Source organism: Vagococcus luciliae (assembly GCF_024637875.1).
Lineage (GTDB): Bacteria > Bacillota > Bacilli > Lactobacillales > Vagococcaceae > Vagococcus > Vagococcus luciliae.
This window is the reverse complement of the sequence record NZ_CP102451.1, coordinates 727388-751951: the sequence shown is the minus strand read 5'-3', so window position 1 is coordinate 751951 and position 24564 is coordinate 727388. Positions and strand designations below refer to the sequence as shown.

The 24564-nt window shown below is 32.6% G+C and carries 23 protein-coding genes and 1 other annotated feature; of the genes, 3 read left to right on the top strand and 20 right to left on the bottom strand.

The annotated features are described in order from the left end of the window. Positions 1–18: 18 nt before the first annotated feature. The 4 genes from G314FT_RS03920 to G314FT_RS03905 all read right to left on the bottom strand — a co-directional run bounded on the left by G314FT_RS03920 (position 19) and on the right by G314FT_RS03905 (position 6025). A complete protein-coding gene (locus G314FT_RS03920) occupies positions 19–1311 on the bottom strand; it encodes a DEAD/DEAH box helicase (RefSeq protein ID WP_257702145.1) in 1293 nt (430 codons plus the stop codon). A gap of 4 nt (positions 1312–1315) precedes the next feature. Next, positions 1316–2344 (bottom strand): Gfo/Idh/MocA family protein, encoded by a 1029-nt coding sequence (locus tag G314FT_RS03915; protein WP_257702144.1) that lies wholly within the window; start codon positions 2342–2344, stop codon positions 1316–1318. A 190-nt stretch (positions 2345–2534) separates the two neighbouring features. After that, a complete protein-coding gene (locus G314FT_RS03910; RefSeq protein ID WP_257702143.1) occupies positions 2535–4298 on the bottom strand; it encodes an ABC transporter ATP-binding protein in 1764 nt (587 codons plus the stop codon). Continuing rightward, complete coding sequence (locus G314FT_RS03905) at positions 4295–6025, bottom strand: ABC transporter ATP-binding protein (protein ID WP_257702142.1); 1731 nt, start codon at positions 6023–6025, stop codon at positions 4295–4297. The genes G314FT_RS03910 and G314FT_RS03905 overlap by 4 nt, the downstream gene beginning before the upstream one ends. Positions 6026–6405: 380 nt before the next feature. Here G314FT_RS03905 and G314FT_RS03900 point away from each other — a divergent pair, with 380 nt between their 5' ends. Beyond that, positions 6406–6621: a DNA-directed RNA polymerase subunit epsilon gene (locus G314FT_RS03900; protein WP_257702141.1), complete on the top strand. Its 216-nt coding sequence runs from the start codon at positions 6406–6408 to the stop codon at positions 6619–6621. A 2-nt stretch (positions 6622–6623) separates the two neighbouring features. Next, on the top strand, positions 6624–8303 hold the full coding sequence (rnjA, locus tag G314FT_RS03895; RefSeq protein WP_257702140.1) for a ribonuclease J1: 1680 nt from the start codon (positions 6624–6626) through the stop codon (positions 8301–8303). 52 nt (positions 8304–8355) lie between these two features. Here rnjA and G314FT_RS03890 read toward each other — a convergent pair whose 3' ends face one another. Together G314FT_RS03890 and G314FT_RS03885 are read right to left on the bottom strand one after the other, a co-directional pair. Next, entirely contained in the window at positions 8356–8793 is a 438-nt protein-coding gene (locus G314FT_RS03890) for a GNAT family N-acetyltransferase (protein ID WP_257702139.1), read from the bottom strand. After that, the gene (locus G314FT_RS03885; RefSeq protein WP_257702138.1) at positions 8790–9329 is read right to left on the bottom strand and encodes a DUF2179 domain-containing protein; all 540 of its coding nucleotides are present in this window, start codon (positions 9327–9329) and stop codon (positions 8790–8792) included. Before G314FT_RS03885 ends, G314FT_RS03890 begins: the two co-directional genes overlap by 4 nt. A gap of 171 nt (positions 9330–9500) precedes the next feature. Between G314FT_RS03885 and G314FT_RS03880 the strand changes: the two genes are divergently transcribed. After that, on the top strand, positions 9501–10784 hold the full coding sequence (locus tag G314FT_RS03880; protein ID WP_257700363.1) for an ISL3 family transposase: 1284 nt from the start codon (positions 9501–9503) through the stop codon (positions 10782–10784). A 171-nt stretch (positions 10785–10955) separates the two neighbouring features. Here G314FT_RS03880 and G314FT_RS03875 read toward each other — a convergent pair whose 3' ends face one another. The 14 genes from G314FT_RS03875 to G314FT_RS03810 all read right to left on the bottom strand — a co-directional run bounded on the left by G314FT_RS03875 (position 10956) and on the right by G314FT_RS03810 (position 24538). Next, on the bottom strand, positions 10956–11156 hold the full coding sequence (locus G314FT_RS03875; RefSeq protein WP_071457588.1) for a cold-shock protein: 201 nt from the start codon (positions 11154–11156) through the stop codon (positions 10956–10958). Positions 11157–11311: 155 nt separating this feature from the next. Beyond that, on the bottom strand, positions 11312–12004 hold the full coding sequence (gene radC / locus G314FT_RS03870) for a RadC family protein (protein ID WP_257702137.1): 693 nt from the start codon (positions 12002–12004) through the stop codon (positions 11312–11314). Positions 12005–12059: 55 nt separating this feature from the next. After that, on the bottom strand, positions 12060–12725 hold the full coding sequence (locus tag G314FT_RS03865; protein WP_257702136.1) for an HAD family hydrolase: 666 nt from the start codon (positions 12723–12725) through the stop codon (positions 12060–12062). Positions 12726–12728: 3 nt separating this feature from the next. After that, on the bottom strand, positions 12729–14015 hold the full coding sequence (locus tag G314FT_RS03860; protein WP_257702135.1) for a bifunctional folylpolyglutamate synthase/dihydrofolate synthase: 1287 nt from the start codon (positions 14013–14015) through the stop codon (positions 12729–12731). A gap of 19 nt (positions 14016–14034) precedes the next feature. Further along, a complete protein-coding gene (locus G314FT_RS03855; RefSeq protein ID WP_257702134.1) occupies positions 14035–16677 on the bottom strand; it encodes a valine--tRNA ligase in 2643 nt (880 codons plus the stop codon). A 58-nt stretch (positions 16678–16735) separates the two neighbouring features. After that, positions 16736–16933: a binding site (T-box leader), on the bottom strand. Between the two features lie 42 nt (positions 16934–16975). After that, on the bottom strand, positions 16976–17467 hold the full coding sequence (gene tpx, locus G314FT_RS03850; protein WP_257702133.1) for a thiol peroxidase: 492 nt from the start codon (positions 17465–17467) through the stop codon (positions 16976–16978). Positions 17468–17544: 77 nt separating this feature from the next. Beyond that, positions 17545–18189 carry a redox-sensing transcriptional repressor Rex gene (locus G314FT_RS03845; RefSeq protein WP_257702499.1) on the bottom strand — a complete coding sequence of 215 codons (645 nt, stop codon included), beginning with the start codon at positions 18187–18189 and terminating at the stop codon, positions 17545–17547. A gap of 104 nt (positions 18190–18293) precedes the next feature. Then, positions 18294–19772: an AcpB/EbpR/MafR family transcriptional regulator gene (locus G314FT_RS03840; protein ID WP_257702132.1), complete on the bottom strand. Its 1479-nt coding sequence runs from the start codon at positions 19770–19772 to the stop codon at positions 18294–18296. Positions 19773–19832: 60 nt separating this feature from the next. Further along, on the bottom strand, positions 19833–19985 hold the full coding sequence (locus G314FT_RS03835) for a hypothetical protein (protein ID WP_257702131.1): 153 nt from the start codon (positions 19983–19985) through the stop codon (positions 19833–19835). An 88-nt stretch (positions 19986–20073) separates the two neighbouring features. Further along, positions 20074–21558, bottom strand: a complete 1485-nt coding sequence (locus G314FT_RS03830; protein ID WP_257702130.1) for a helix-turn-helix domain-containing protein — start codon at positions 21556–21558, stop codon at positions 20074–20076. Between the two features lie 117 nt (positions 21559–21675). Further along, a complete protein-coding gene (locus tag G314FT_RS03825) occupies positions 21676–22716 on the bottom strand; it encodes a sortase domain-containing protein (protein WP_257702129.1) in 1041 nt (346 codons plus the stop codon). Positions 22717–23062: 346 nt separating this feature from the next. Then, the gene (locus G314FT_RS03820) at positions 23063–23533 is read right to left on the bottom strand and encodes a low molecular weight protein-tyrosine-phosphatase (RefSeq protein WP_257702128.1); all 471 of its coding nucleotides are present in this window, start codon (positions 23531–23533) and stop codon (positions 23063–23065) included. 59 nt (positions 23534–23592) lie between these two features. After that, complete coding sequence (locus G314FT_RS03815) at positions 23593–23850, bottom strand: Veg family protein (RefSeq protein ID WP_257702127.1); 258 nt, start codon at positions 23848–23850, stop codon at positions 23593–23595. A 145-nt stretch (positions 23851–23995) separates the two neighbouring features. After that, the gene (locus G314FT_RS03810; RefSeq protein WP_257702126.1) at positions 23996–24538 is read right to left on the bottom strand and encodes a sigma factor; all 543 of its coding nucleotides are present in this window, start codon (positions 24536–24538) and stop codon (positions 23996–23998) included. Between the last annotated feature and the right edge of the window lie 26 nt (positions 24539–24564).

Here is a 24564-nt window from a genome sequence, read left to right as displayed (position 1 = left end):
TTCCCCCTCATAAAAAAATTATTTCCATTTAGCTCCTTTATTCTTTTGTTTCTTAGTTCGATTTTTTTTCTTTTTCTTTTTTGGTGTCTCCATTTTTTCTCGATTGCTTTCTTCTTTTTTGGCAATTGGTTTTTCTTTTTCTTCTTTTACCGGTCGAACTTCTTTACTCTCTTCTTCCGTGTGCGTATCTGGTTTTTCCGTCACTAATCTTCCATGCGTTGCAAAAAACTCTGTTCCTGTTTTTCCGACTTCTTTATACAATCGATTTAGTTCTCGTTTTTCTCCATCATTAACTAAACTAATCACCGTTCCTTGTTTTCCCATACGTCCTACACGACCTGCACGGTGAATGTAATCTGGAACACTTTGAGCTAAGTCATACTGAATGACATAATCCAAATCAGAAAAATCTAATCCTCTAGCACCTAAGTCAGTTGTTAATAACAATGATACTTGTCCTATTTCAAAGTCATGAATCGCACGTTTTCGTTCTACTTGGTGTTGATCAGAAGCGAGTGTTTGATGTTTAATACCTAGATAATTTAATCGCTCAGATACTGCCCCTAACTCGCTCACTTGATTAAAAAATACTAGTCCTTTAAATCCTTCTACATGAGCCAATCGACGCAATACTTCAGAACGTTTTCTAACTGGAGTCATAATAAAGCCATGCTGAATGCTTCCTTTCGTGTTATCTTCTTCTGTCACATCAATCACACGTAACTCTGTTCTAAACAATGTATCCATTCTTGGTAATATTTGCTCGCCTGTAGCAGAGGTTGCCACAATTTGTGTATCTGCTTGTACACTTTTGATAATGCCTTTAGTTGAATTAAAATCGGCATCACTTAATAAATCATCTACCTCATCCAAGACTAATGTTTGGATTAAATGAGCTTTAATTTTTTTAAGTTTGATTAATTCCAGCACACGTCCCGGTGTCCCAACTAAAACTTCGGGACGTTTTTTTAATCGTTCAATTTGTCGCTTAACATTTGCCCCACCGATAATGGCTTGAACATTTAATTCTAGTCCTTTAGCCCATACCCTTGTGACATCAGCCACTTGACTTGCTAGTTCTTGTGATGGCAAAATAATTAAGAGTTGATTTCCATTTCCTTGAATCACTTTTTGTAATAACGGCAACAAATAAGCCACCGTTTTTCCTGATCCTGTCGGAGAAATCCCTAACACACTTTCACTCTCTAATAATAATGGATATAGGGTACTTTGAATTAACGTCGGTTCCCCGTAGCTCTGTTTATCCCATTCTTTTTGCCAAACTTCTGGCAATAATTCTAACATACTCATACTTTTACCCTCTAATTTCTTTTGCGTCTGCCGCAAATATAATATCTGATTCTTTTCTCATCGTTTCCATCAATCCATGAACATCTTTGGCAAGTTGTACCCAATCTTGGTATATTTTTTGCTGTTTAATTCCCATTGGATTAACCATAATATTTGCAAATGCACTTGCTTCTTCTAACATCACATCTTCTGATTGCTCTGTTCCAAAATTAATTTCTAACAGTTCATTATTTTCTCGTTTCTTTTGAATGATACTACCAATACTATTGACTGCATCTAAACATAATGTACTATCGCTTAGATACACTTCTGATGGTAAAAAGCTATCAGCATTTTTTCCAACAGTCATCGTCACATCAAACGTATCATAACGGAAAATCATTGTTCCTAACCCATCAACACCTGTGGGTAATTTTTGGTTAAAATAATAGACAGAGTTTGGTTTACCAAACCAAGCTACTGCTGTATAAACTAAGTATACGCCTAAATCCATTAAGGCTCCACCCGAGTATTTAGCAGAAAAAATATTGGGTTCTTCTCCTCTTAAAAGAGCGTCATAACGGGATGAATACTTCATAAACGTTAAATTAGCTCCAAGAATATCTTCTCTATTTTTCAAAAATGAAGCAACACGTTGAAAATTATCTTCATGTATGTGTCTTGCCGCTTCAAAAAAGAATACTTCTTTTTCCTCAGCCAAATCAATTAATTCTTCTAATTCTTCTAGCGTTGAAACTGCTGGTTTTTCAACAATCACATGTTTACCATGCGTCATCAGTAATCTTGCTTGCTCGTAATGTAAACTATTAGGAGATGCTATATAAACCACATCAATATCTTCTGATTCACTTAATTCTGATAGATTAGTCATAATCTGAATGGTCTCTGAATGATCGTATTTACTAGCAAATTTTTCTGCCTTTCCCTTAGTTCGTGAGTATACTGCACTAAGTTCATACTCTTCACTTTTGATGGCTGCATTGACAAATGCATGAGTAATCCAATTTGTTCCAATAACACCTAGTTTCAACATGACGTACTCCCCTTTATTCTATTATCGCATGACTCATTTTAATACCTTATACTTCGTAGTCAAAAGTATATCATTTTTCATCCATCTATGGCTAAAATTAAAATAAAAAACCACTTGTATTCTAATCATACTGACTAATAGCACCTACGTCTACTAGTAAGAATTGATTAGTTTACAAAGTGGTTATCTTTTATACTTCTATATCTTCTGCAAATTGACTGTTATATAATTTTTCATAAAATCCTTTTTTAGCTAGTAAACTCTCATGTGTTCCTTGTTCAATGATTTGACCTTGATCCATTACTAAGATTAAGTCAGCTTCACGAATGGTCGACAATCTATGAGCAATCACAAAACTTGTTCGCCCTTCCATCACTTTTTCCATGGCCTTTTGAATGAGTCCTTCAAGACGTGTATCAACTGAACTAGTTGCTTCATCCAATATTAAAATCTTAGGATTAGAAATCACTGCTCTAGCAATCGTTAGGAGTTGTTTTTGTCCTAGAGAGATGTTATCGCCTTCTTCATTTATTGCCATCTCATAACCACTAGGCATTGTGCGAATAAAATGATCCACGTTAGCTGTTTTTGCTGCATCAACAATTTCAAAATCTGTCGCATCAAGTTTACCAAAGCGAATATTTTCAGCAATCGTATCATTATACAACCAAGCATCTTGTAGTACCATGCCAAATAGAGAACGAACATCACTACGATTCATTTTTTTCGTATCAATTCCATCAATTTTAATGGCACCATCTGTTACATCGTAAAAACGCATCAATAAATTAATCAATGTCGTTTTTCCAGCTCCTGTTGGCCCAACAATTGCCACTGTTTGTCCACTTTTAACAGATACACTAAAATTTTGAATCAATGGTCTATCTGCTTGATAACTAAACGATACATTATCAAATTCAACATCACCACGAATCACATCTGGCAGTGGAATATCTGCGTCATTTTCAATTGACTCTGGTTCATCTAATATCGTAAAAACACGCTTTGTGGCAGCAGATGCACTTTGTAACATAGAAGATAACTGCGTAATTTGTCCCATTGGTTGACTAACTTGCCATACATATTGAATGAATGCTTGTAAATTACCTAAAAGTAGCGTTCCTGAAATCACATAAAATGATCCTAATACAGCAACTCCTATATAAGCACTGTAAGCTGTCAAATTAACTAATGGCATCATCAACCCAGAGATTGCTGCTGCTTTAAATCCATTGTTTGTTAAACGTTGATTGACATCTTTAAAATCTGTAACGGTTTCTTCTTCTCGGCCATATAACTTCAATACATTAAACCCTGTTAAATTTTCCTGAACAAACCCATTTAACTCACCCAGTGAATCTTGCTGACGTTTAAAATATGGTTGAGACCAATTAACAACTAATTTAGAAATAATCATAGATAGTGGAATAATCAACATAACCAACAATGCTAATTTTACATTGATAGTTAACATTGCCACAACAGCCATCGTTATCCCTAAAAGGGCATTGACGATAGCGATTAATCCTTGTTGCAACGCATTACTTACAGCATCCACGTCATTTGTCACACGAGATAAAATATCCCCAAATTGATGTGTGTCAAAGTAAGAGACGGGAAGTCGATTAATTTTTTGCGAAATATCAGTTCTTAAATCTTTCATGGACCGTTGCACAACTTGTGTCATAAACCATTGGGCAAAAAAACTAGATAAACTGTAAACAAGTCCGATGATAAATAATACAATTAACACGTTAAAAATATAATTAAAATCAAGCGATTCACCATTTTTTACATTTTGCGCTATTCTAGTAGTCGGTAACCCTGTTACAAATGGCATCAATGCATTCATCACAACTGCTATAACCGCTAAAAACAAAGCGCCAATAAAACTAAATTTATAAGGAGAAATATATTGATACAGTCTTTTTAATTGTCCAAATGATTGTTTCATTTTAATTCCTCCTCTGTTAATTGTGATGAGGCAATATCATAATAAACTTGACAAGTTTTCAGCAACTCTTTATGCGTTCCTATACCTACAACATCCCCTTCATTTAACACAACAATTTTATCTGCATGCATGATGGTACTTACACGTTGTGCTACGATTAAAACAGTGGATTCTGTTGTTTCTTTTTTTAGTCGCTGACGCAACATAGCATCTGTTCGATAATCTAGTGCTGAGAAACTGTCATCAAATACATAGATAGCTGGTTTTCTAATAATCGCTCGCGCAATAGCTAACCGTTGTTTTTGTCCTCCAGAAAAATTAGAACCACCTTCTGTAATCACTTCTAACAAGCCTTTTGGTTTTTGAGAAACAAATTCTGTTGCTTGTGCGATGTCCAGCGCTTCTCTCATCTCTTCTTCTGTCGCATCTTGCTTACCAAAACGCAAATTATCTGCAATAGTGCCAGAAAAAAGAACCGCTTTTTGTGGAATATACCCAATTTTTTCTCTTAAACTTTTTAACTTATAATCTCGTACATCTACTCCATCAATTTTTATAGAGCCTCGACTCACATCATAAAATCTTGGAATTAATTGAATTAATGTTGACTTACCACTACCAGTACTCCCAATAAACGCAACAGTTTCTCCTGGATTAGCTGTAAAACTAACATCTCGTATCACAGGACTTTCACTATGACCTGGATAGGCAAAAGAAACCTTATCAAATTCAATGACACCTTGTGTCTTTGTTTCTGTGATACCAGATTGATTATCTTGAATAGCAGGTTTAACATCTAAGACTTCTTGTACACGAGTAGCTGAAATTGCTGCACGTGGGTACATCATAAACACAGAAGCAAACAACATGAATGAAAATAACGCATGAAAAATATACTCGATAAATGCGATTAAATTCCCAACCTCTAAACTACCTGCATTGATTTGAACACTTCCAAACCAAATAACAAATACCATAATAATATTAAATAGTAAGAAAAAAGCTGGTTGAGCTGAAGCCATTAATTTAAATAACTTCATTGAGCTTGTTGCGTAAGCATTGTTAACATTATCAAATCGTTTCTCTTCAAATGTTTCATTAACAAACGCACGAATCACTCTTAAACCAGATAAATTTTCGCGTAATATTAGATTCATATTATCTAGATTTTTTTGTTGACGTTTTGATAAAGGTTCTGAAAACTTAGCAATCACTAACATACCTAGTATCAAAAATGGTAAGCCAACAAAAACAAATATCGTCAACGAAGGACTTGTTCTAACGATCATATATAAACTCGCAATAAACATAATTGGAGTAATAAATCCTATTCTTAAAATCATCCCCATAAAGTTCATTACTTGAAAGGCATCATTTGTTGTTCTAGTAATAAGTGAAGACATACCAAAATCTTCATATTCTTTATGAGAAAAGCGTTGAATACTCTCCATCATATCCTCACGCATATGTTTAATAATTCCTGTGTTAAGTTTTGCTCCAACAACAGCTAAACTTAAGTTTAAAATGATTCCAACAACCGTCACAATCACCATTTGCCACCCAACTTGTTTCACAACTGCCATATCATTATTTATCACACCTTGATCTAGCATTTTTGCAAGTAAAGTTGGTAGACCTAATTCTATTAGAATAAAACCAAACACACAAAAAAAGTTTAATAATAATAATTTTTTTTGTTTCATGGCATAATTCCACATCGTTTTCATCTATCCACCCTCTTTTTTCATTTAATATATCTTTAATACACCATTTTATCATAACTGATTTGTCAAAAAAAGTCAGTGATTAGTTAAATATAAAACAAGTTTCACCTATGAAAACGATATCCTTTTTTGGCGTAGTGAATGTTTCTATACAATTATTTGCAATTATGATAAAATGAACCTAATTGTTGGAGCTGTATACTCCAAAATACGACGGTGAAAAAGATAGTAAACATTCGTGGAATAAGACAAAATTCCATGTTATCTTAAATCAACGATTTAAGATAACTATTACTTTAAAAAGGTGTCTTCTTGCACCTAATTTTGTCGTGTTTTAACAAATTAAAGATAAAAATTTCATTTATTATAAAGGAGAATGTCAAATGATTTATAAAGTATATTACCAAGAGGACAAAAAATTTAGCCCACAAAGAGAAAAAACACAATCTCTTTACATCGAATCAGATTCACCTATCACTGCTCGCCGATTAATTACTGAGCACACTAATTACAACATTGAGTTTATCCAACCCCTAGAAGGAAACCATTTAGATTATGAAAAAGAACATACTAACTTTGAATTAGTGGATTTTAATTAATCATGAAACCCCAAATAAAAAACAATGAAACAGGTGTTTTTGGAATAGGTGGACTAGGGGAAATCGGTAAAAATACTTATGGCGTCCAATTTCAAGATGAAATTATCATTGTTGATGCTGGAATTAAATTTCCAGAAGACGACTTATTAGGTATCGATTATGTCATACCAAATTACCAATACATTGTTAAAAATATCAAAAAAGTCAAAGCACTAGTGATTACTCATGGGCACGAAGATCATATTGGTGGGATACCATTTCTTTTAAGACAAGCAAATATCCCAATCTACGCTGGCCCTCTAGCTCTTGCATTGATTCGTAATAAACTAGAAGAACACGGCTTACTTCGTGACGCTGTCTTACATGAAGTGAATGAAGATACTGTGATCAAGTTTAGAAAAACTCAAATTAGTTTTTTCAGAACCACTCATAGTATTCCTGAAGCAAATGGAGTTGTTGTTAAAACTCCTTCAGGAAATATTGTGTATTCTGGTGATTTTAAGTTTGACTTTACACCCGTTGGAGAGCCGGCCAATTTACATAAAATGGCACGCCTAGGTGAAGAAGGTGTATTATGTTTACTATCAGATAGTACCAATGCTGAAGTTCCTGAATTTACAAAGTCTGAAAAAGTAATTGGGGAATCCATTACAAAAATTGTTGAAAAAGTTGAAGGTCGTGTCATTTTCGCGACGTTTGCTTCAAATATTTTCCGTCTACAACAAACAGCTCAAGCAGCTGTTAAAACAGGCCGAAAAATTGCGGTTTTTGGTCGTAGTATGGAAAATGCCATTGTAAATGGACGTGAATTAGGACATATTACCGTTCCTGATGATACCTTTATCGATGCTCGCGATATTAATAAATACCCAGCTAATGAGATTATGATTTTATGTACTGGATCTCAAGGTGAACCAATGGCTGCCTTAAGCCGTATTGCTAATGGAACTCATCGTCAGATTTCGATTCAACCTGATGATACCGTGATTTTCTCAAGCTCACCTATTCCAGGAAACACAACTAGTGTGAATCGTTTAATCAATTTATTATCCGAAGCTGGAGCTAATGTCATTCATGGTAAAGTGAATAATATTCATACATCTGGACACGGTGGGCAGCAAGAACAAATGCTGTTTTTACGTTTATTAAAACCAAAATACTTCGTTCCAGTTCATGGAGAATATCGTATGCTAAATATCCATTCGAAATTAGCTCAAGCAACAGGTGTCCCTAAAGAAAATTGTTTCATTTTAGAAAACGGTGATGTATTAGCTCTAACAAGCGATAGTGCGAGACGAGCCGGACATTTTAATGCAGAGGATGTTTATGTTGATGGTAATGGGATTGGAGATATTGGAAGCATCGTTTTAAAAGATCGCCGAATTCTTTCAGAAGATGGTTTAGTATTAGCTGTTGCCACAGTTGACTATCAATCAAAAATGATTGTTGCTGGTCCAGATATTTTATCTCGTGGCTTTATTTATATGAGAGAGTCTGGTGAATTAATCCAAGAGACACAACGGTTATTATTTAACGCTATCAGAAAAGCATTAAAACATCCCGAGTGTGATGAAGTAATGCTAAATGAAGTGATTGTTAACACTGTTCAACCATTTCTAATTGAGAAAACTGAACGTCATCCAATGATTCTGCCAATGGTACTTGAAACATCCAGTAAATAATAATCTAAAAACCTGTAAATGCTTAAAACTAATTAAGCATTTACAGGTTTTTTCATATTTTTTTTATCCATTCCATATCAATATGTGGAATATTATCCTCTAGATAAACATCCGAAGTTGCTTCAAAACCAAATGATTCATAAAAATTTTTTAAATACTTCTGTGCTTGTGCTTTTATTAATTGATTAGTTGGTACACAAGACAAACCATATGAAACTAACTTTCTTCCATAATGAAGATGTCTATCACTTTTTCGAACAGTTACTCGGCCAATATGCCAAGATTGGTTTTCTTGAAACAACCTCATATAAGCAACTAACTCACCTGCTTCATTTTTTCCTAAAACATGTATAGCTGATAAATCTATCTCATCTACCTCTTGATAAGGACAATCTTGTTCCACAACAAACACAGCAACTCGTAGGTGATACATAGAAAATAATTCTTGTCGGGTTAAATGATCAAATCTTTTTTGTTCAAATGTAATCATCTTCTCTTGTTCCTTTCACGTACTTTTTTCGTCCAGAATCCTCCAGAAATGTACTTAGGTTCATAAGAGATGATAAACGCTTTGTCATTAAAATCCTTAATATCTTTATATAAAGAACGCTCCGATTTTCTAGCAGATAAAATTTCTAGTACTAATCGTTCTCCTTCTCGTCCATGAGCTATGGTTTGCGTCACACCATACCCCTCGTCTCTTAACAAGTCTGGAAGTTCCTTGTTTTCTTCATTTAATGGCACGATAGCTGTCACCATAATATAGCCTAATGCTAAATAATCTTCAATTTTTATCCCTAAAACAATTCCACAAGCATAACCTAATGCATATACAAACAAATTAACAGGGTTATTAATTTGATTTAATACTAAAGATAGACCAACAACATAGATGGAAATTTCCACCATACTAAGTAATGGGGCAATAACACGTGACCCTTTCATTGTTAACATGAAACGGATAGTATTTAGTGTAACATAACAAAAATTAATTAAAAAAATTATTAGTAATGTTTTCAATTCCATTTATTAAACTCCTCTTTTTATACAACTTTGTTTCCTCATATTATGGCTGTATAATTTTTGATGTGGATGAAGAAATTCATCTGCATCTATTTTTTTACATAAAAAAGAAACATACGAATTTTCCAGGTAAAATTAAAGTGACCAAACCAAATTTTAGAAAGGAAGATTCATATGTCTCACAACCATTGTATCCGAGTGTCGCTGGATTTGAAAGACACAAACATTTATTTTGATTCTATTTTTTGTGAAGAAAAAATGATAAAAGGAGTTAGAAGTAAAATCTATAGCGGAACACTTACTTATAAGCCTTTGGCTTGTCCTTGTTGTGGAATTAAGAATGAAAACTATTCTATTGTAAAAAATGGTTTTATTTCTTCTCGAATAAAATGGCTAAGTGTTGCCCATTATCCAACCTATCTATCACTAAAGAAACAACGGTTCCTTTGTCGTAAATGTCACACCTCTTTTATAGCTGAATCTTTAGAAATTGATAAGCACTGCTTTATTGCTAACAGAGTGAAACAGTCTATTGGCATGGAGTTATCCGATGCTATCTCATTGAAAGACTTATCTAAAAGACATTTTGTATCAACTACTACAATCAGTAGAATTCTTAATTTATTTGGGAAAGAACTGTCAAATAAATTTACGGACTTGCCTCAACACCTATGTTTTGATGAGTTTACATCTGTAAAAAACAATCAAGGTAAGTACAGTTTTATCTACTCAGACTCCTTATCACATAAAATTATTGATATTTTACCAGATAATAAAAGGATTACGTTAGAAAAACACTTTTCAAAATACCCTTTGAAAGTAAGAAATAAAGTCGCAACGATCGTTGTTGATATGAATGCTGGCTATTTTAAACTAGCTAATAAACTTTTTCCAAATGCTTCAGTGGTTATTGACCGATTTCACTTAGTTCAATTAATTAGTCGTTCATTAAATATTACAAGAATTAGAACAATGAATAAGTTTAAGACATCAAACCTTAATGATCTAAAGAATTATAGAAAACTAAAGAGATATTGGAAGCTATTTTTAAAAGACTCTAACGAATTAAATTATAAAGACTATCGTTATCAACGATTATTTAAAAATATCTTACCTGAAACAGATATTATGGATTATTTACTAAGCTTAAGCAAAGAACTATCTGAGACATACGGACTCTATCAAAACTTATTATATTGTAGTAAAAACAATGATTTTGAGGCTTTCTCAGATCTACTATTATTAAGTCATGAGTTAATCTCTGAACCAATGAAAACATCTATCAGAACACTAAAAAAACATCTTCCAAGAATTAATAATACTTTCAAGTTTCCATTTTCTAACGGACCATTAGAAGGGACCATCAATAAAATTAAGCTAATCAAACGAATAGCCTATGGCTATAGAAATTTCCAAAACTATAAATATAGAATTTTACTTAGTTTTCAAGGTAAATAAATAAGCAACGAAAACCTGTTGTCTTTCGTTGCTTAAATTCACTAAATTTTACTCATCCACATCATTTGACGGAGAGCCCATATTATCCGATAACTTTATACCATGCAACAAATTAATAAAAAAAGTGTAAGTGGATTAACCACTTACACTTAAAATTTTAATTAGAATTAATTACGCTTTTACAACGTTTGCTGCTTGAGGTCCACGATCTGTTTCTTCGATTTCGAATGTTACAGCTTGACCTTCTTCTAAAGTTTTGAATCCGTCGCCTTCGATAGCTGAAAAATGTACAAATACGTCATTTCCTTCTTCTTGTTGAATAAATCCAAATCCTTTTTCTGCGTTAAACCATTTTACTGTTCCTTGAGCCATGTTACTTCCTCCTCGTGCCGTAGCACATGTTAATTTTTGTAATACTTGCTTTCGGTCGATAGAGGGTGTTTCATACAACATCTATTGAAATCCAAAACCATATTACATATTCATGATAACTCATGTCTCTTTTAATTGCAAGTAAAGACACGTTTTCACAATGTCAATCTCTTAGTTTCTCTAAAACTTACGTAACCGGATTCTCCTACAATTATATGATCTAAAATCTCTATACCCATCATTTTACCACAAGAAACCAAACGTTCTGTGAATATTTCATCTTGATCTGACGGTTCTGGATTTCCAGACGGATGGTTGTGAACAATGATAAGACGAGAGGCCGAATACCTCACGGCTAGATGAAAAATTTCACGTGGATGAGCAATCGATTGATTTAATGTGCCAATAAAAATCGTTTCTTTTTTAATGATTTCATTTTTAGCATTTAAATAAAATACCATAAAATGTTCTTGTGTTAAATCCTTCATTTCTTCAATTAATCGTTCGCCAATTTGTTGACTAGAATAAATTTTTCCATATTTTTCTTGTGTTGATAAAGCTAATCGTTTTCCTAATTCCACAATAGCTTTTATTTGTACCGCTTTCACTGTTCCTATTCCATTTAAATTCATCAATTCCTCTATTTTAACGGTTTTTAATCCGTACAACCCATCCACTTCTTTTAACATATTTTCTGCTAATTGCATGACTGGTGTTGACTTGTTTCCTGATTGTAACACAATAGCCAATAACTCTTCATTGGATAAAACCTCAGAACCATATTGTATTAATCGCTCACGAGGTAATAATTGATCTTTATACTCTTGCTCTCGGCATTTAATTTTCAATAAAAAAACACTCCCTTCTTCACTCAAAACATACGTGAAAAAGAAAGAGTTTTTCTTAATTTGATTTTATGTAGTCTAAAACCGCAAACAAATCATCTTTGACGGCTAATGTTTTTTCATTTGCTTCATCATTAGATAAAATTAAATCAGGCACCATAATGACAGGAACTCCAGCAGAAAAAGATGCCCGAATACCGTTTAGCGAATCTTCCAACATGATGGTTTCTTTCTTTGGTGTTCCAAGTAATGATACAGCTTTTTCGACAATTTCAGGATGTGGTTTAGCATGTGTTACATCATCACCACTTACGATTCCCTTAAATTTATCAGTTAATTGAGCTTTGTCCAACAACAAGTCAATTGCCACTCGGTTATTACTTGAAGCAACCACACATGCTATATCATGATGATTCAAATAAGTTAATAATTCTTCCACTCCAGGTTTTAACGGAGCGCCTTTTTCATTAAACTCGTTCCAAGTACTTTCTCTACTTTCTTTAAAAAATTGATCCACATCATTTTTTTCAAGCATTGGAAAATCATTGGTGTATTTTTCATAAACAGCTTTCTCACCTAAACCAACTTCTGATTTATAGTACTCTTCATCATAACCTGGCATATTAAATCGTTGTGCTATTTCAATATTATTTTTTGAATAGACTGCCTCTGTATTAAACAACAAACCATCCATATCAAAAATAACGCCGCTAATTTTTTTCACACGTCACTCTCCTAATAAAATTTGTCTGACTTGAGAAATAAAGTACAGTGAACCTGTAATTAAAATCAAATCATCTCCTGATACTTCTTTCAAAGTATCAGATAGTGCTTCTTGCCAATGATCATAGGCTGTTAATCCCATTTCTTCATACAACTCTTTTGTACAAGCTTTCGGGTAGTCAAACGTTGTTACTTTCAAGTCTAGGTTATTAACTGATTGTAATAACTCTATCATCCCTTTAATGTCTTTAGTTGTTAGTGCTCCAAAGATAGTATGAATACGGCGGTCAGAAAACTCACGTTGTAAATTATCCACTAACACTTCCATTGCATGATCATTATGAGCGCCATCCAAAACAATAAATGGTTCATCGGAAATTTTTTCCATACGTCCTGGCCAAAAAGCTTGTTTTAACCCTTTTTGATAATCACGATTGGCCACAGGTAAGTGTAATATCTCTGAAACTTTATTAAATGCTTCTATCGCAACACTAGCATTATCTACTTGATGTTTTCCAACCATATTAATGGATAACTGTTTTAAATCAACATCTGTAGATTTAAAATTGAATATTTCTCCCCAATTATCAGTTGGTTGTAAGTATTGACTATCAAAGTCAACTCCATAACGTTTGATTGGAGCATGTAATGAGTTTGCTTCTTTACTAATCACATCAAATGCTTCATCTGAAACATTTCCGACAATAACTGGCCTTCCTTCTTTAATAATCCCAGCTTTTTGACTAGCAACTTGTTCAATCGTATCTCCTAAAATATCGACATGGTCCAAACCAATTGTCGTAATTACTGACACAAGTGGAGTCATCACGTTCGTACAGTCAAAACGTCCGCCCAAACCAACTTCGACTAACACAATATCGACCTTTTTATCAACAAAATAATCAAACATCATGGCAGTTAATACTTCAAATTCAACAGTGTGGGCTAGCTCTGGTACTTCATCCATCTTATCCACGATAGGTATCACTTTTTCACATATTTCAACCAAGTCTTCATTAGGAATTGGTTGGCCATTAATGGCAATGCGTTCATTAAATGACTCAATGTAAGGTGAGGTAAATGTACCGACTGTTAACCCTTGTTGCTCTAACAGACAACGTAAAAACGTTGTCGTTGAGCCTTTCCCATTTGTTCCACCGATATGAACAATTTTTAACTTATCTTGCGGATTGTCTAATTGTTCTAATAAATAATTGATTCGTGTTAACCCCGGACGAATACCAAACTTTGTGCGTTCATGTATCCATGAAATGATTTCTCCATACTCCATCTTGTACAGCCACCTTTATTTATTTTTTCAAAGAAGCAAGTCTTTCTTTTACAGAGGCTTGTTTTTCTAAGTAATCTTTTTGTTTCTCACGTTCTGTTGCAACCACTGCTTCTGGTGCATTTGAAACAAAACGTTCATTGCTTAATTTCTTCTCAACAAGTGCGACTTCTGACGTCCACTTATCCAACTCTTTTTCCAAACGAGCAATTTCTTCATCAATATTGATTAAATCTTCTAATGGTAAATAGATTTCAGCTCCAGTAATCACTGCACTCATGGCTAAATCTGGTACATCAAATTCTTCTTTAATTTCTAACACTTCTGGATGACAGAAACGTTCGATATAATTAGTATTTGCTTCAAAGAAGTCTTTAACTGAATCTTTTGATGTTTTGATTAACAATGTAATTGGCTTAGACATTGGTGCATTCACTTCTGAGCGAATATTACGAACTGAGCGGATTAATTCTTTTAATACTTCCATACCTTCTGCCGCTTGTTCATCTGTCCAAACTTCATTTACTGTTGGGTATGCTGCCACTACAATTGATTCACCTTGATGTGGAATTTTTTCCCAAATTTCTTCTGTCACAAATGGCATGATTGGGTGTAGTAAACGTAAGATGTTATCTAATACATATACTAAAATACTACGCGTCATTTGTTTTTGTTCTTCATTTTCACCATAAAGAACTTCCTTACTCATCTCAATATACCAATCACAGAAATCGTCCCAAATAAAGTTGTATAAATGACGACCTGCTTCACCAAACTCAAAGCGGTCAAAGAAGTTCGTTACTTTTTCAATCGTTTCATTTAAGCGAGTTAAAATCCATTTATCTGCAACTGTTTTATCCCCAACAAGTGAGATATCATCGTACGTCATTCCTTCAACGTTCATTAATACAAAACGAGAGGCATTCCAAATTTTATTAATGAAGTTCCAAGCAGCATCCATTTTTTCATAACTAAAACGCATGTCTTGACCTGGTGTTGAACCATTTGATAAGAACCAACGCAATGCGTCCGCCCCGTATTGGTCAATCACATCCATTGGATCAATACCATTACCGAGAGATTTACTCATTTTACGTCCATCTTCGGCACGAATTAACCCGTGAATCAACACATTCTCAAATGGTCGTTCACCCGTAAATTCTAAACTTTGGAAAATCATACGACTTACCCAGAAGAAAATAATGTCATAACCAGTTACTAAAGTATTCGTTGGGAAATAACGTTTGAAGTCATGTGATTCTGTATCAGGCCAACCCATTGTTGAAAATGGCCAAAGAGCTGAACTAAACCATGTATCTAACACATCTTCATCTTGGTGCCAATTTTCAATGTCTTTTGGTGCTTCTTCTCCAACATAGACTTCGCCTGTTTCATTATGATACCAAGCTGGAATTCGATGCCCCCACCAAAGTTGACGAGAAATTACCCAGTCATGCACATTCTCCATCCAAGTTAAGAATGTTTGATTAAAACGTGGTGGATAAAAATCAACGGCATCATCTGTCGCTTGATTTTCGACAGCTTTTTTCGCAAGTGGTGCCATTTTAACAAACCATTGTGTTGATAACCTTGGCTCAACAACTACTCCAGTTCGCTCAGAGTGACCAACACTGTGAGTCATTTTTTCAATACCTTTAAGTAATCCTAGTTCGTCTAAATCTTTAATAACTTCTTTACGTGCTGTGAAGCGATCCATCCCAGCATATTTGCCAGCTAAATCATTCATTGTCGCATCATCATTCATCACATTAACACGAGGTAAGTCATGACGATTACCCACCTCAAAGTCATTAGGGTCGTGAGCTGGTGTAATTTTTACGACACCTGTTCCAAATTCCATATCAACATAGTCATCAGCCACAATCGGAATTTCTTTATCCACTAATGGTAAAATCACTGTTTTACCAATTAAATGTTGGTAACGTTCATCTTTAGGGTGAACGGCAACAGCTGTGTCCCCAAGCATGGTTTCTGGACGAGTTGTGGCAATTTCTAACTGACCACTACCATCAGCAAGTGGATAATACATATGATAAAACGCGCCTTCGATGTCTTTATGGATTACTTCGATATCAGATAATGCTGTTTTTGCTTGTGGGTCCCAATTAATGATGTACTCACCACGATAAATAAGTCCTTTGTTATAAAGTGTTACAAAAACTTTTTTCACCGCATCAGATAGTCCATCATCTAAAGTAAATCTTTCTCTTGAATAGTCTAAAGATAAACCTAATTTCGCCCATTGCTCACGAATGTGTCCAGCATATTCTTCTTTCCATTCTTTCGTTGTTTCGATGAATTTTTCACGACCTAAATCATATCGTGATACCCCTTCACCACGTAATTTTTCTTCAACTTTCGCTTGAGTCGCAATCCCAGCATGATCCATACCAGGTAACCATAATGTATCAAAACCTTGCATTCTTTTTTGACGAATAATCATATCTTGCAGCGTTGTGTCCCATGCATGACCTAAATGAAGCTTTCCTGTCACATTTGGTGGTGGAATGACAATAGAATACGCTGGTGCACTTTCATCCCCACTTGGTTTAAATAAATCTTTTTCTAGCCACTCTTTATAACGCCCTTTTTCAACAGCTTTTGGGTCAAACTTTGGCGCTAAGTTTTGTTGTTCATCTGTCATATACATTTCTCCTTATTTTTTATTTTTCAAAACAAAAAAGCCCTAAAGTTATTTCTAACTTTAGGACGATTATCTCGCGGTACCACCTATCTTATAAGCATACAAATACGCTTATCTCTCTAGGTCATATAACGTTGACAATACGGTTCCCACTCCTAGGCTACCTTCATACTTTTCAAATGGAAAATCTTTCAGCCAATGGATTTTCTCTCTGGATATATCTCCAAGTATTACTCTTCCTGTTCATCGTGGTTGGTTATGCCATTCATTTTACATTGGTACAATCATTTCGTCAAACTTAGATTAAAGCTTTCGCTGCTTCTAATGCTTTCACATAATTTGGTTCTGTTGAAACTTCTGGTACAATCTCTTCATAAGTAATCACACCATCTTTGTCTAACACAAAAATTGAACGTGCTAAGCGACCAATTTCTGGGATTAAGATACCATATTCTTTCCCAACAATACCCTCTTCATCTCTTAACATAGTCATATCAACTGACTCAGCTGCACACCAATTTGCTAATTGCTCTTTTGTGTTATTTGAAATCGTTAAAAAGTGAATATCAGCAATCGTTGCTGCTTCTTTGTTAAAGTGTTTTGTCTGTAGTGCACAAACACTCGTATCAATATCAGGCACAATACTAATGATAACTGGTTTTCCTTTTAATTCGTCTAATGAAATTACATGATCTGACAAATCTTTTAAACTAAATGTTGGAGCTTTTTCACCAACTTTGGGTGGTGTTCCTACTAATTCAACTGGGTTACCTTTTAACAATACTTCCATATCGACACATCCTTTGTTTGAGCTTCCTTTATTATAGTGAAATAACAAAAAATATACAAAATAGATGCTTAAATTAGCTAGATTAAATCAAGATTAGCATGATTGTAATTTTCATCATAATAGATGAGTGTCTGCAGTTCCGTTGTTAAATCAATGTATTGAACTTGAACATGTGATGGCACTTTTAATCGCTTGGGGGCAAAATTTAAAATAGCTGTTACTCCCGCATCAACAACATCATCAATCACTTGTTGTGCCTTACTGCTTGGTACAGTCATAATAACTGTTGTAATGCCTTCTTTTTTTACAATATTTTTTAATTCAGTCATATCTCTTACAAAAATACCATTAATTTTTTCCCCAATAATAGCTGGATTGACATCAAAAGCTGCTACAATGTTTAAATTCGTATCTCGTCTAAAATTATTTTTTATCAATGCTCGTCCCAGATTACCAGCGCCAATTAGTGCAATTCGTTTTTCGATATCTGTTTTTAATATCTCACTAAAGACTTCTATTAAGTATGGAACATCATAGCCATAACCACTTCTTCCTAATTCTCCAAAGTGAGAAAAATCCCGTCTAATAGTTGCCGATGGAATTTGAATCATTTTACTAAATTCATTTGACTTAATACGTTTTACACCTGTTTCATCTAATGTTTTTAAATATCTAAAATAGAGTGGTATGCGCTTAGTTGTTGCTTTAGGGACCATTCTCATATTTTTGTGTTTTTCCACAGTCCATCCCTCCTAAAAAAATTGTGATGATTTTCACATCGAGTGTATCATTTTTCACAATCTTTTTCAATGACTGTTCAGCAATATTATTCCAAACCTTGTTCAGTATTTTTCATTAATATACCATCTATTAAACGTTTAATAGCTTCTAATCGATTATTTTCAATAACGTCATCTACAATAATCACATTATCTAAGTCGTGATAAAAGAGGTGGTTCGTTATCACAATATCGACTTTATTCAAAGAATCCCTCGTTTCTTTACTATTAAATAATGTCTTTTCATATTCTAATCCTACAATTCTAATTTTAGCTTGAAATGTTTGTTTTAAAATATAACTTAAAATCTCAGCATGATTTTTCTCTAAAGTTGTCGAGACCACTATTGAAACAGGCTTAATTTTAGTAAGACTCTCAAATTCCTTATAATCCCAATACCTAAAGGCACGACTAATCAATAAAGGCTTATAAAAACGAATCCAAGGAGTATTTATTTCTAATTCTTTTAAACTTTGGGATACAATATCATAAAAAATTGGATACTGTAATTTAATAGATTTAGCATTTAATTCACTTCGTAAACTAACCAAATTTAGTTGATAAGGATAAACATCATTCATAAAAGAAACGTAGGCTAATTCTTTTTTTATCCCCTGATAATCAAGAACTTTTTCATCAACTTTCATCTTACTAGATATAGAGAAAATAAAATGTGTTGTTAAACCTTCCACCTCTTGAGAGTGATAATGATCAGCTAATTGACTAAATAACACATAGACAAATTGTAAACTATCTCTATAATGTGCCTCACTAGTCAAAAAAACATCAAAAGTTGATTCATGTTTTAATATTTTTAAAGATTGAGACACAATTTGCTCAAAATCAGACGGTATTGCTGTTACAAAATCTAAAAACTTGTCCTGACTTGAGCGAATAACAGATGTATAAATAAAAAAAGAAAAAATATTTTTTTGGATATTACTCAAATTAATATTAAAATATTGCTCACAGATACCTATTATGTCAAATAATATTTTCTGATTCATATCCATATCTTTCCATTCGTAAATAGATTGTTTTTCAATAATAAATAAAGCATAAAAAAATCTTAATATCCGTTCATCCTTTACTTTCAATTGTCCTGTTGAAGAACTAACAGAAATACCCAATTTTTTTAAAGTTCGATTAATCAATGACATTTGACGTTTTAACGTTGTCTCACTAATAAAGTAAGTATCATAGAAATAATCTAAGCTAGTATTCTTTCCAAAAAAACAATCAGATAAAATAGAGAAAAAAAGAGATTCCTGGCTCCAATTTAAATAAATTTCTAATACATTACGTCCATCCATCGTATAAAATCTATAACCTAATTGTTTAGAATATTCTACTGTAATAATATCGGCATAATTTTCTTCCAAATAACTAATATCTTGTCTAACTGTTTTTATATTACAATCTAAATAATCTGCTAACTCCTGTGCTGTGACCCATTCATAATTTCGGGCAATAAACAAAATAAGTTGCCTTTGTCTTTCTGTACTTTTATTTAAGATTAATCCCAATTCACACACCTCTTTTTACTATCTTTTTTGAACAAATTTATTAAAATAAAAAACAACTGATTAAAAAAGCAGTTGTTTTAATTCAGTAATAAACTTTCGATAAATCGTAATCGTTTGATTGATTTCTAAATTATCATAAGGAAATCGTCGTTGATCCTCTAATAAATGATATATTTCCTTTTCATAATAAGAAATTAGTTCTCTTATTTCCATATTCTCCACTCACCCTACCTTTAAGAGTTTAGTGTAACGAAAATTATCCAAATTTAACAAACCAATAAATGGTTTTATAAAGAGAAAATTAGAGTCCTGTCATTTTTTCAGTTTGAATTTTATTTAGTCGTTGATTAATATAATACAACTTAGCATCATCAATAATATCATCTACTATAATGATATTATCTAAACCTTGATAAAATTGATGATTACATATAACTAGTTCAGCTTCTGCTAATATTTTGTTTGTTGGATCAACATTACAACTTGCCTTTTGACACTCATAACCAATAACAACCATTTTATTCTTAAATGCTTTCTCAAAAATATATTGATTTAATTTCACCTGATTTTCATTAAGCGTGGTTGAAATAAATACTTTCACCTGATTAATGCTAGTGATATATCCATAATCTTGTGCGTTCCAATACCTAAATAAACTATTTATTAATTCAGGAGTATAGGTAGCTAACCAGATATGATCGTTAGATAATTGATTAAAACTATCCATTACTGCTTGGTAAAAAACAGGGTATTTTATCTGTATAGCAGCTGAATTAAAGTACCCTCTATGATTGATATAGCTCATTTTATAAGGATAATTTTCCTTGACAAAAAGAATATAACCAATATCTTTTACTAATAATGTCTTATCAAAAACGCCTATTTCTGTTTTCATTTTATCCACAATAAGTTCTATCAATTCTTCACTGATATCTGTTGCTAATTTCGAAGTATACGTCACTTTCAATTTTTCAAAAAATTTATCAAGAAACCGTAGTGTATCATTTATCTGCTCCTTAGAAGTTAAATACTTCATATTGTTATTAGGGTCTTTAAACGAACGTAAAATACCTTGAACGTTTTTATGAATCATCAATGGACTCTCAATTATATTAGGTTCATCTAAATAAAATCCTCCTGATGAACGAATGACTGAACAAAGGACAAAATAAGCCATCATATTTTTTTGTAGTACAGTTAATTTAATCTGATGGAAGTCTTCTAAAATCTCAATAATTTGAAAGGCATATTGTTGATTTTGTATTTGTGAATCATCCCAATCATAAATAGATCGCTTTTCCATTTCACGATTGCCAAAAAATATCCGAGCAACAAATTCATCCGTTACTTTAAAATTCATTTGACTCAAACTTAGAGATATACCCAATTCTTTCAAATGATAATTTATAATAGCCACTTGACGTTTCAACGTTGTTTCACTAACAAAATAAGTATTATAAAAATAATCTTTATCATCTTTATTTTTTTGATAAAATACGTCAGTAATAATCGAAAAAAATAGTGAGTGGTTAATCCAATCCAAAAATATTTCTTGTATACTATGTCCTGTTTTAACAAAAAATTTATAACCTATATTTTTTGAATAATCACATATTAAAACATCCTCGTAAGTAGTTGTTAAATATTCAATATCTTGTCTTAATGTTTTTATATTACAAGATAAGGTATCTGATATATATTTTGCTGATTTCCATTTATCATCCTTAAACATCAACATAATTAAACGCTGCTGTCTTTCAGTATCTTTATTCAAAATGTGTTTCACACTACCCATCCTCCTTAAACACATAATTAATTAAATAAATTTTAACATATTTTATGCAATATAGGTACTAAAAGTAAACAAAAACACGATATTTACTACAAATATCGTGTTTTTTATCTATTGTGCAGAAGCAAAAATAATTAAGTTAACTTCATCATTAATACATGACTGTAAAGTAATCCTTTCTCCTCCACCTTCTCCAGCAATCATATCATATAAGTCAGTACCCGTATTAGTATCTACACCATCATCTGTTACTTGACAAATAGAATCCACAACATATGTTTGAGATGTCCCAATGGAATCAGTTACCACTATTTGATTTCCAATTGATAAACTAAAAATAATGCTAAATGCTCCAGGATTGTGACCGATAAAATGTGTGTTGAGCCCATCATTTCCAGAAAATATTTGAGCTCCCCCCCATGTAGATGCTTCAGAATCAGAGTTTGCATCAATAATACTTTGTCCTGCTATTTGTCCACCATTTTGATAATAAATAATTTCCCCTAAAATATTTAAAGTCATAGCTGGTTGTATCTGAACACCATGTAATTCATCGCTTCCCGAGGATTTTTCTTGGCTAAAAACAGAAATTGATTCTGGTTCCATTACTGTTTCTTGTACTAATTCTTCTTGAGATGCTGCAGATTCTTGTACTTCATTAACCGCTGTATTATTAGTTTGAGGCTCCATCTTATTAATTTCCTCTTTATTAATTTCCTCTTTATTAATTTCCTCTTTATTAATTTCCTCTTTATTGTTTTTTTCGTTATTTTTTTGAACTTTTTCGTACGTTAGACTACCAGGTTTGTATTCTTTTGTAACCACATGTTGCTTTATTTCTGGTTCTTCCTGATGATAATTATGATGATTTAAAGCAACAGCTGTTGTACTTAATCCTAAAGTAGCAATCAAAATAGCTCCCACACTCAACCTTTTTATATTCTTTTTATTTGATAACTCCTTTTTTTCGTTAATTATTTCTTGTTCTGTTATTTGTTTTCTTTTTTTAACGACTACTTTTCCATTTTTTATAGCCTTGGTTGAACAGGCAGAATGAACAGATGATTGTCTATGTTTTTTTTTTTTACGTTTCTTCTTTAATTTTGTATTATTTAAATTTTCTGGTTGTATTTTATTAGTTTTATTGGTCATCCTTATATACCCCTTTTTTGAATTTGTTGTTACTTACAAAATGAGTATATGATGCTTTTTATTTTTTTTTAATGTTCAAAACTAACTACAAAATAACCGAAAATTGACTAAAAATAAAAATCCAACTCATTCATCATAAAAGAATCTTATGATATACAAGTTTCTAATTTATCTCGTATTGGTATCGTCACCTTTTAATTTCTTGAAACCAAATTTTGACCTATTTATTAAAAAAATGTTGATTATACTTATTAATTTTTCACAAATTATCTCATTAAGATTAAAATAAAAAGAGTTAGGAACATTTAGCTCCTAACTCTTTTTATTTGCATACTATTTGACAAAATCAACTAATTTCCTGTTCAATTTTTTCTAACCATTTTGTTGTTCCCTTATCTATCAACTCATAAGTTAAATCAAAATCTCCGGTATAATAAGGATCCGGTATAATTTTTTTATCCAACCCAACTTCTTCTGATAATAATAAATGAATTTTATGTAATGATTCAATATCAGGTGATAATCCTTCTAAATCTCGAATATTATTTTCATCCATCCCTATAATATAATCAAACTGATGAAAATCATCAGAGGAAATTTTTTTTGCATGTACCCCCTCACAAGACAAACCAACTTCTTTCAATTTATCTTGCGTTCCTTTATGCGGCGCATCTCCCTCATTCCAGCTACCAGTCGCTCTAGAAGATACGTCAATCTTATCTGACAAACCATTTTTTTCAACTTTATCTTTAAAAACTACTTCTGCCATAGGTGAACGACAGATATTACCTAAACAAACAAATAATACTTTTTTCATCCTTTGTCCCCCTTATACAAAAATAAAAAGCCTTAGGACTACTAGGCTCTATATCTTTCTTATCCTATTAATTCTTCTTCATTTTCATGAAATAATACTTCCACTGAATGTGTTAAAATATCTGTATAACTATATGACACACGTTCAAATGAATTTTCATCTTGATCTAGTTGTACAATAAAAACTGATGGATATAACTCAGCTAACACTCCATGACGCTCAGTCTGCTTTTTACGACCAGTTTGAGCAACTAATTTTATTCTACTACCGACTTTATGTTCTAATTCTTCTTTTATGGTGGAGATACTTAAAGACATTTTATTCACCTCTTATACCAATTATATCATAGGCGAACAAAAAAGACAAATTTTACCACAATCGTTTTTATTTATCAATAGTATTTTCATTTTTTCAAAGAATAATTAAACATTTTTAATAAGAGAGATAAACACTTTTATTTTTTTATGGGTTAATATAGTGATGAACAAACTTTTTCTTAATTCGAGTTAAGGCTCTTTTTTCTTTTAACATCTTACATTCCTGTTCTAATGTATATTTTACGAACACTTGACGTTCATAATCAGATAATGATTCCGCAAAAAGAAACGTATTTTCTTTATAAAATATATATTTAATGGTTTCTAGTGGGCGATTTTCAATCACATGAGACATCATGTCAATATCCCCTCCGCAAGTGATGCACTCTTTATCTACTCTTCTTTTATGAGCTTCTTGTCTCCTTATCAAAGAAAATATATGGTTCTTAAAATTCATTCGAAAGTAACTACCAAACGTTGCTCCACGTTTAACATCATATGTTTGTAAGGACTTGAAACATACGATTCTTCCTTCTTGCAACCAATCGTCTGTCTCATAATGGTATAAATGATATACTTTCTTCGAACGATAAACAATAGGCTTGTATGTTTCAAAAATATAGTCAAACGAATAGGAACATCCTTTCACAGCACGTTCCTTTAATAAGTCAAAAATATCCTCTCTCATAATCATAAGTCTCCTTGTTTATTGAA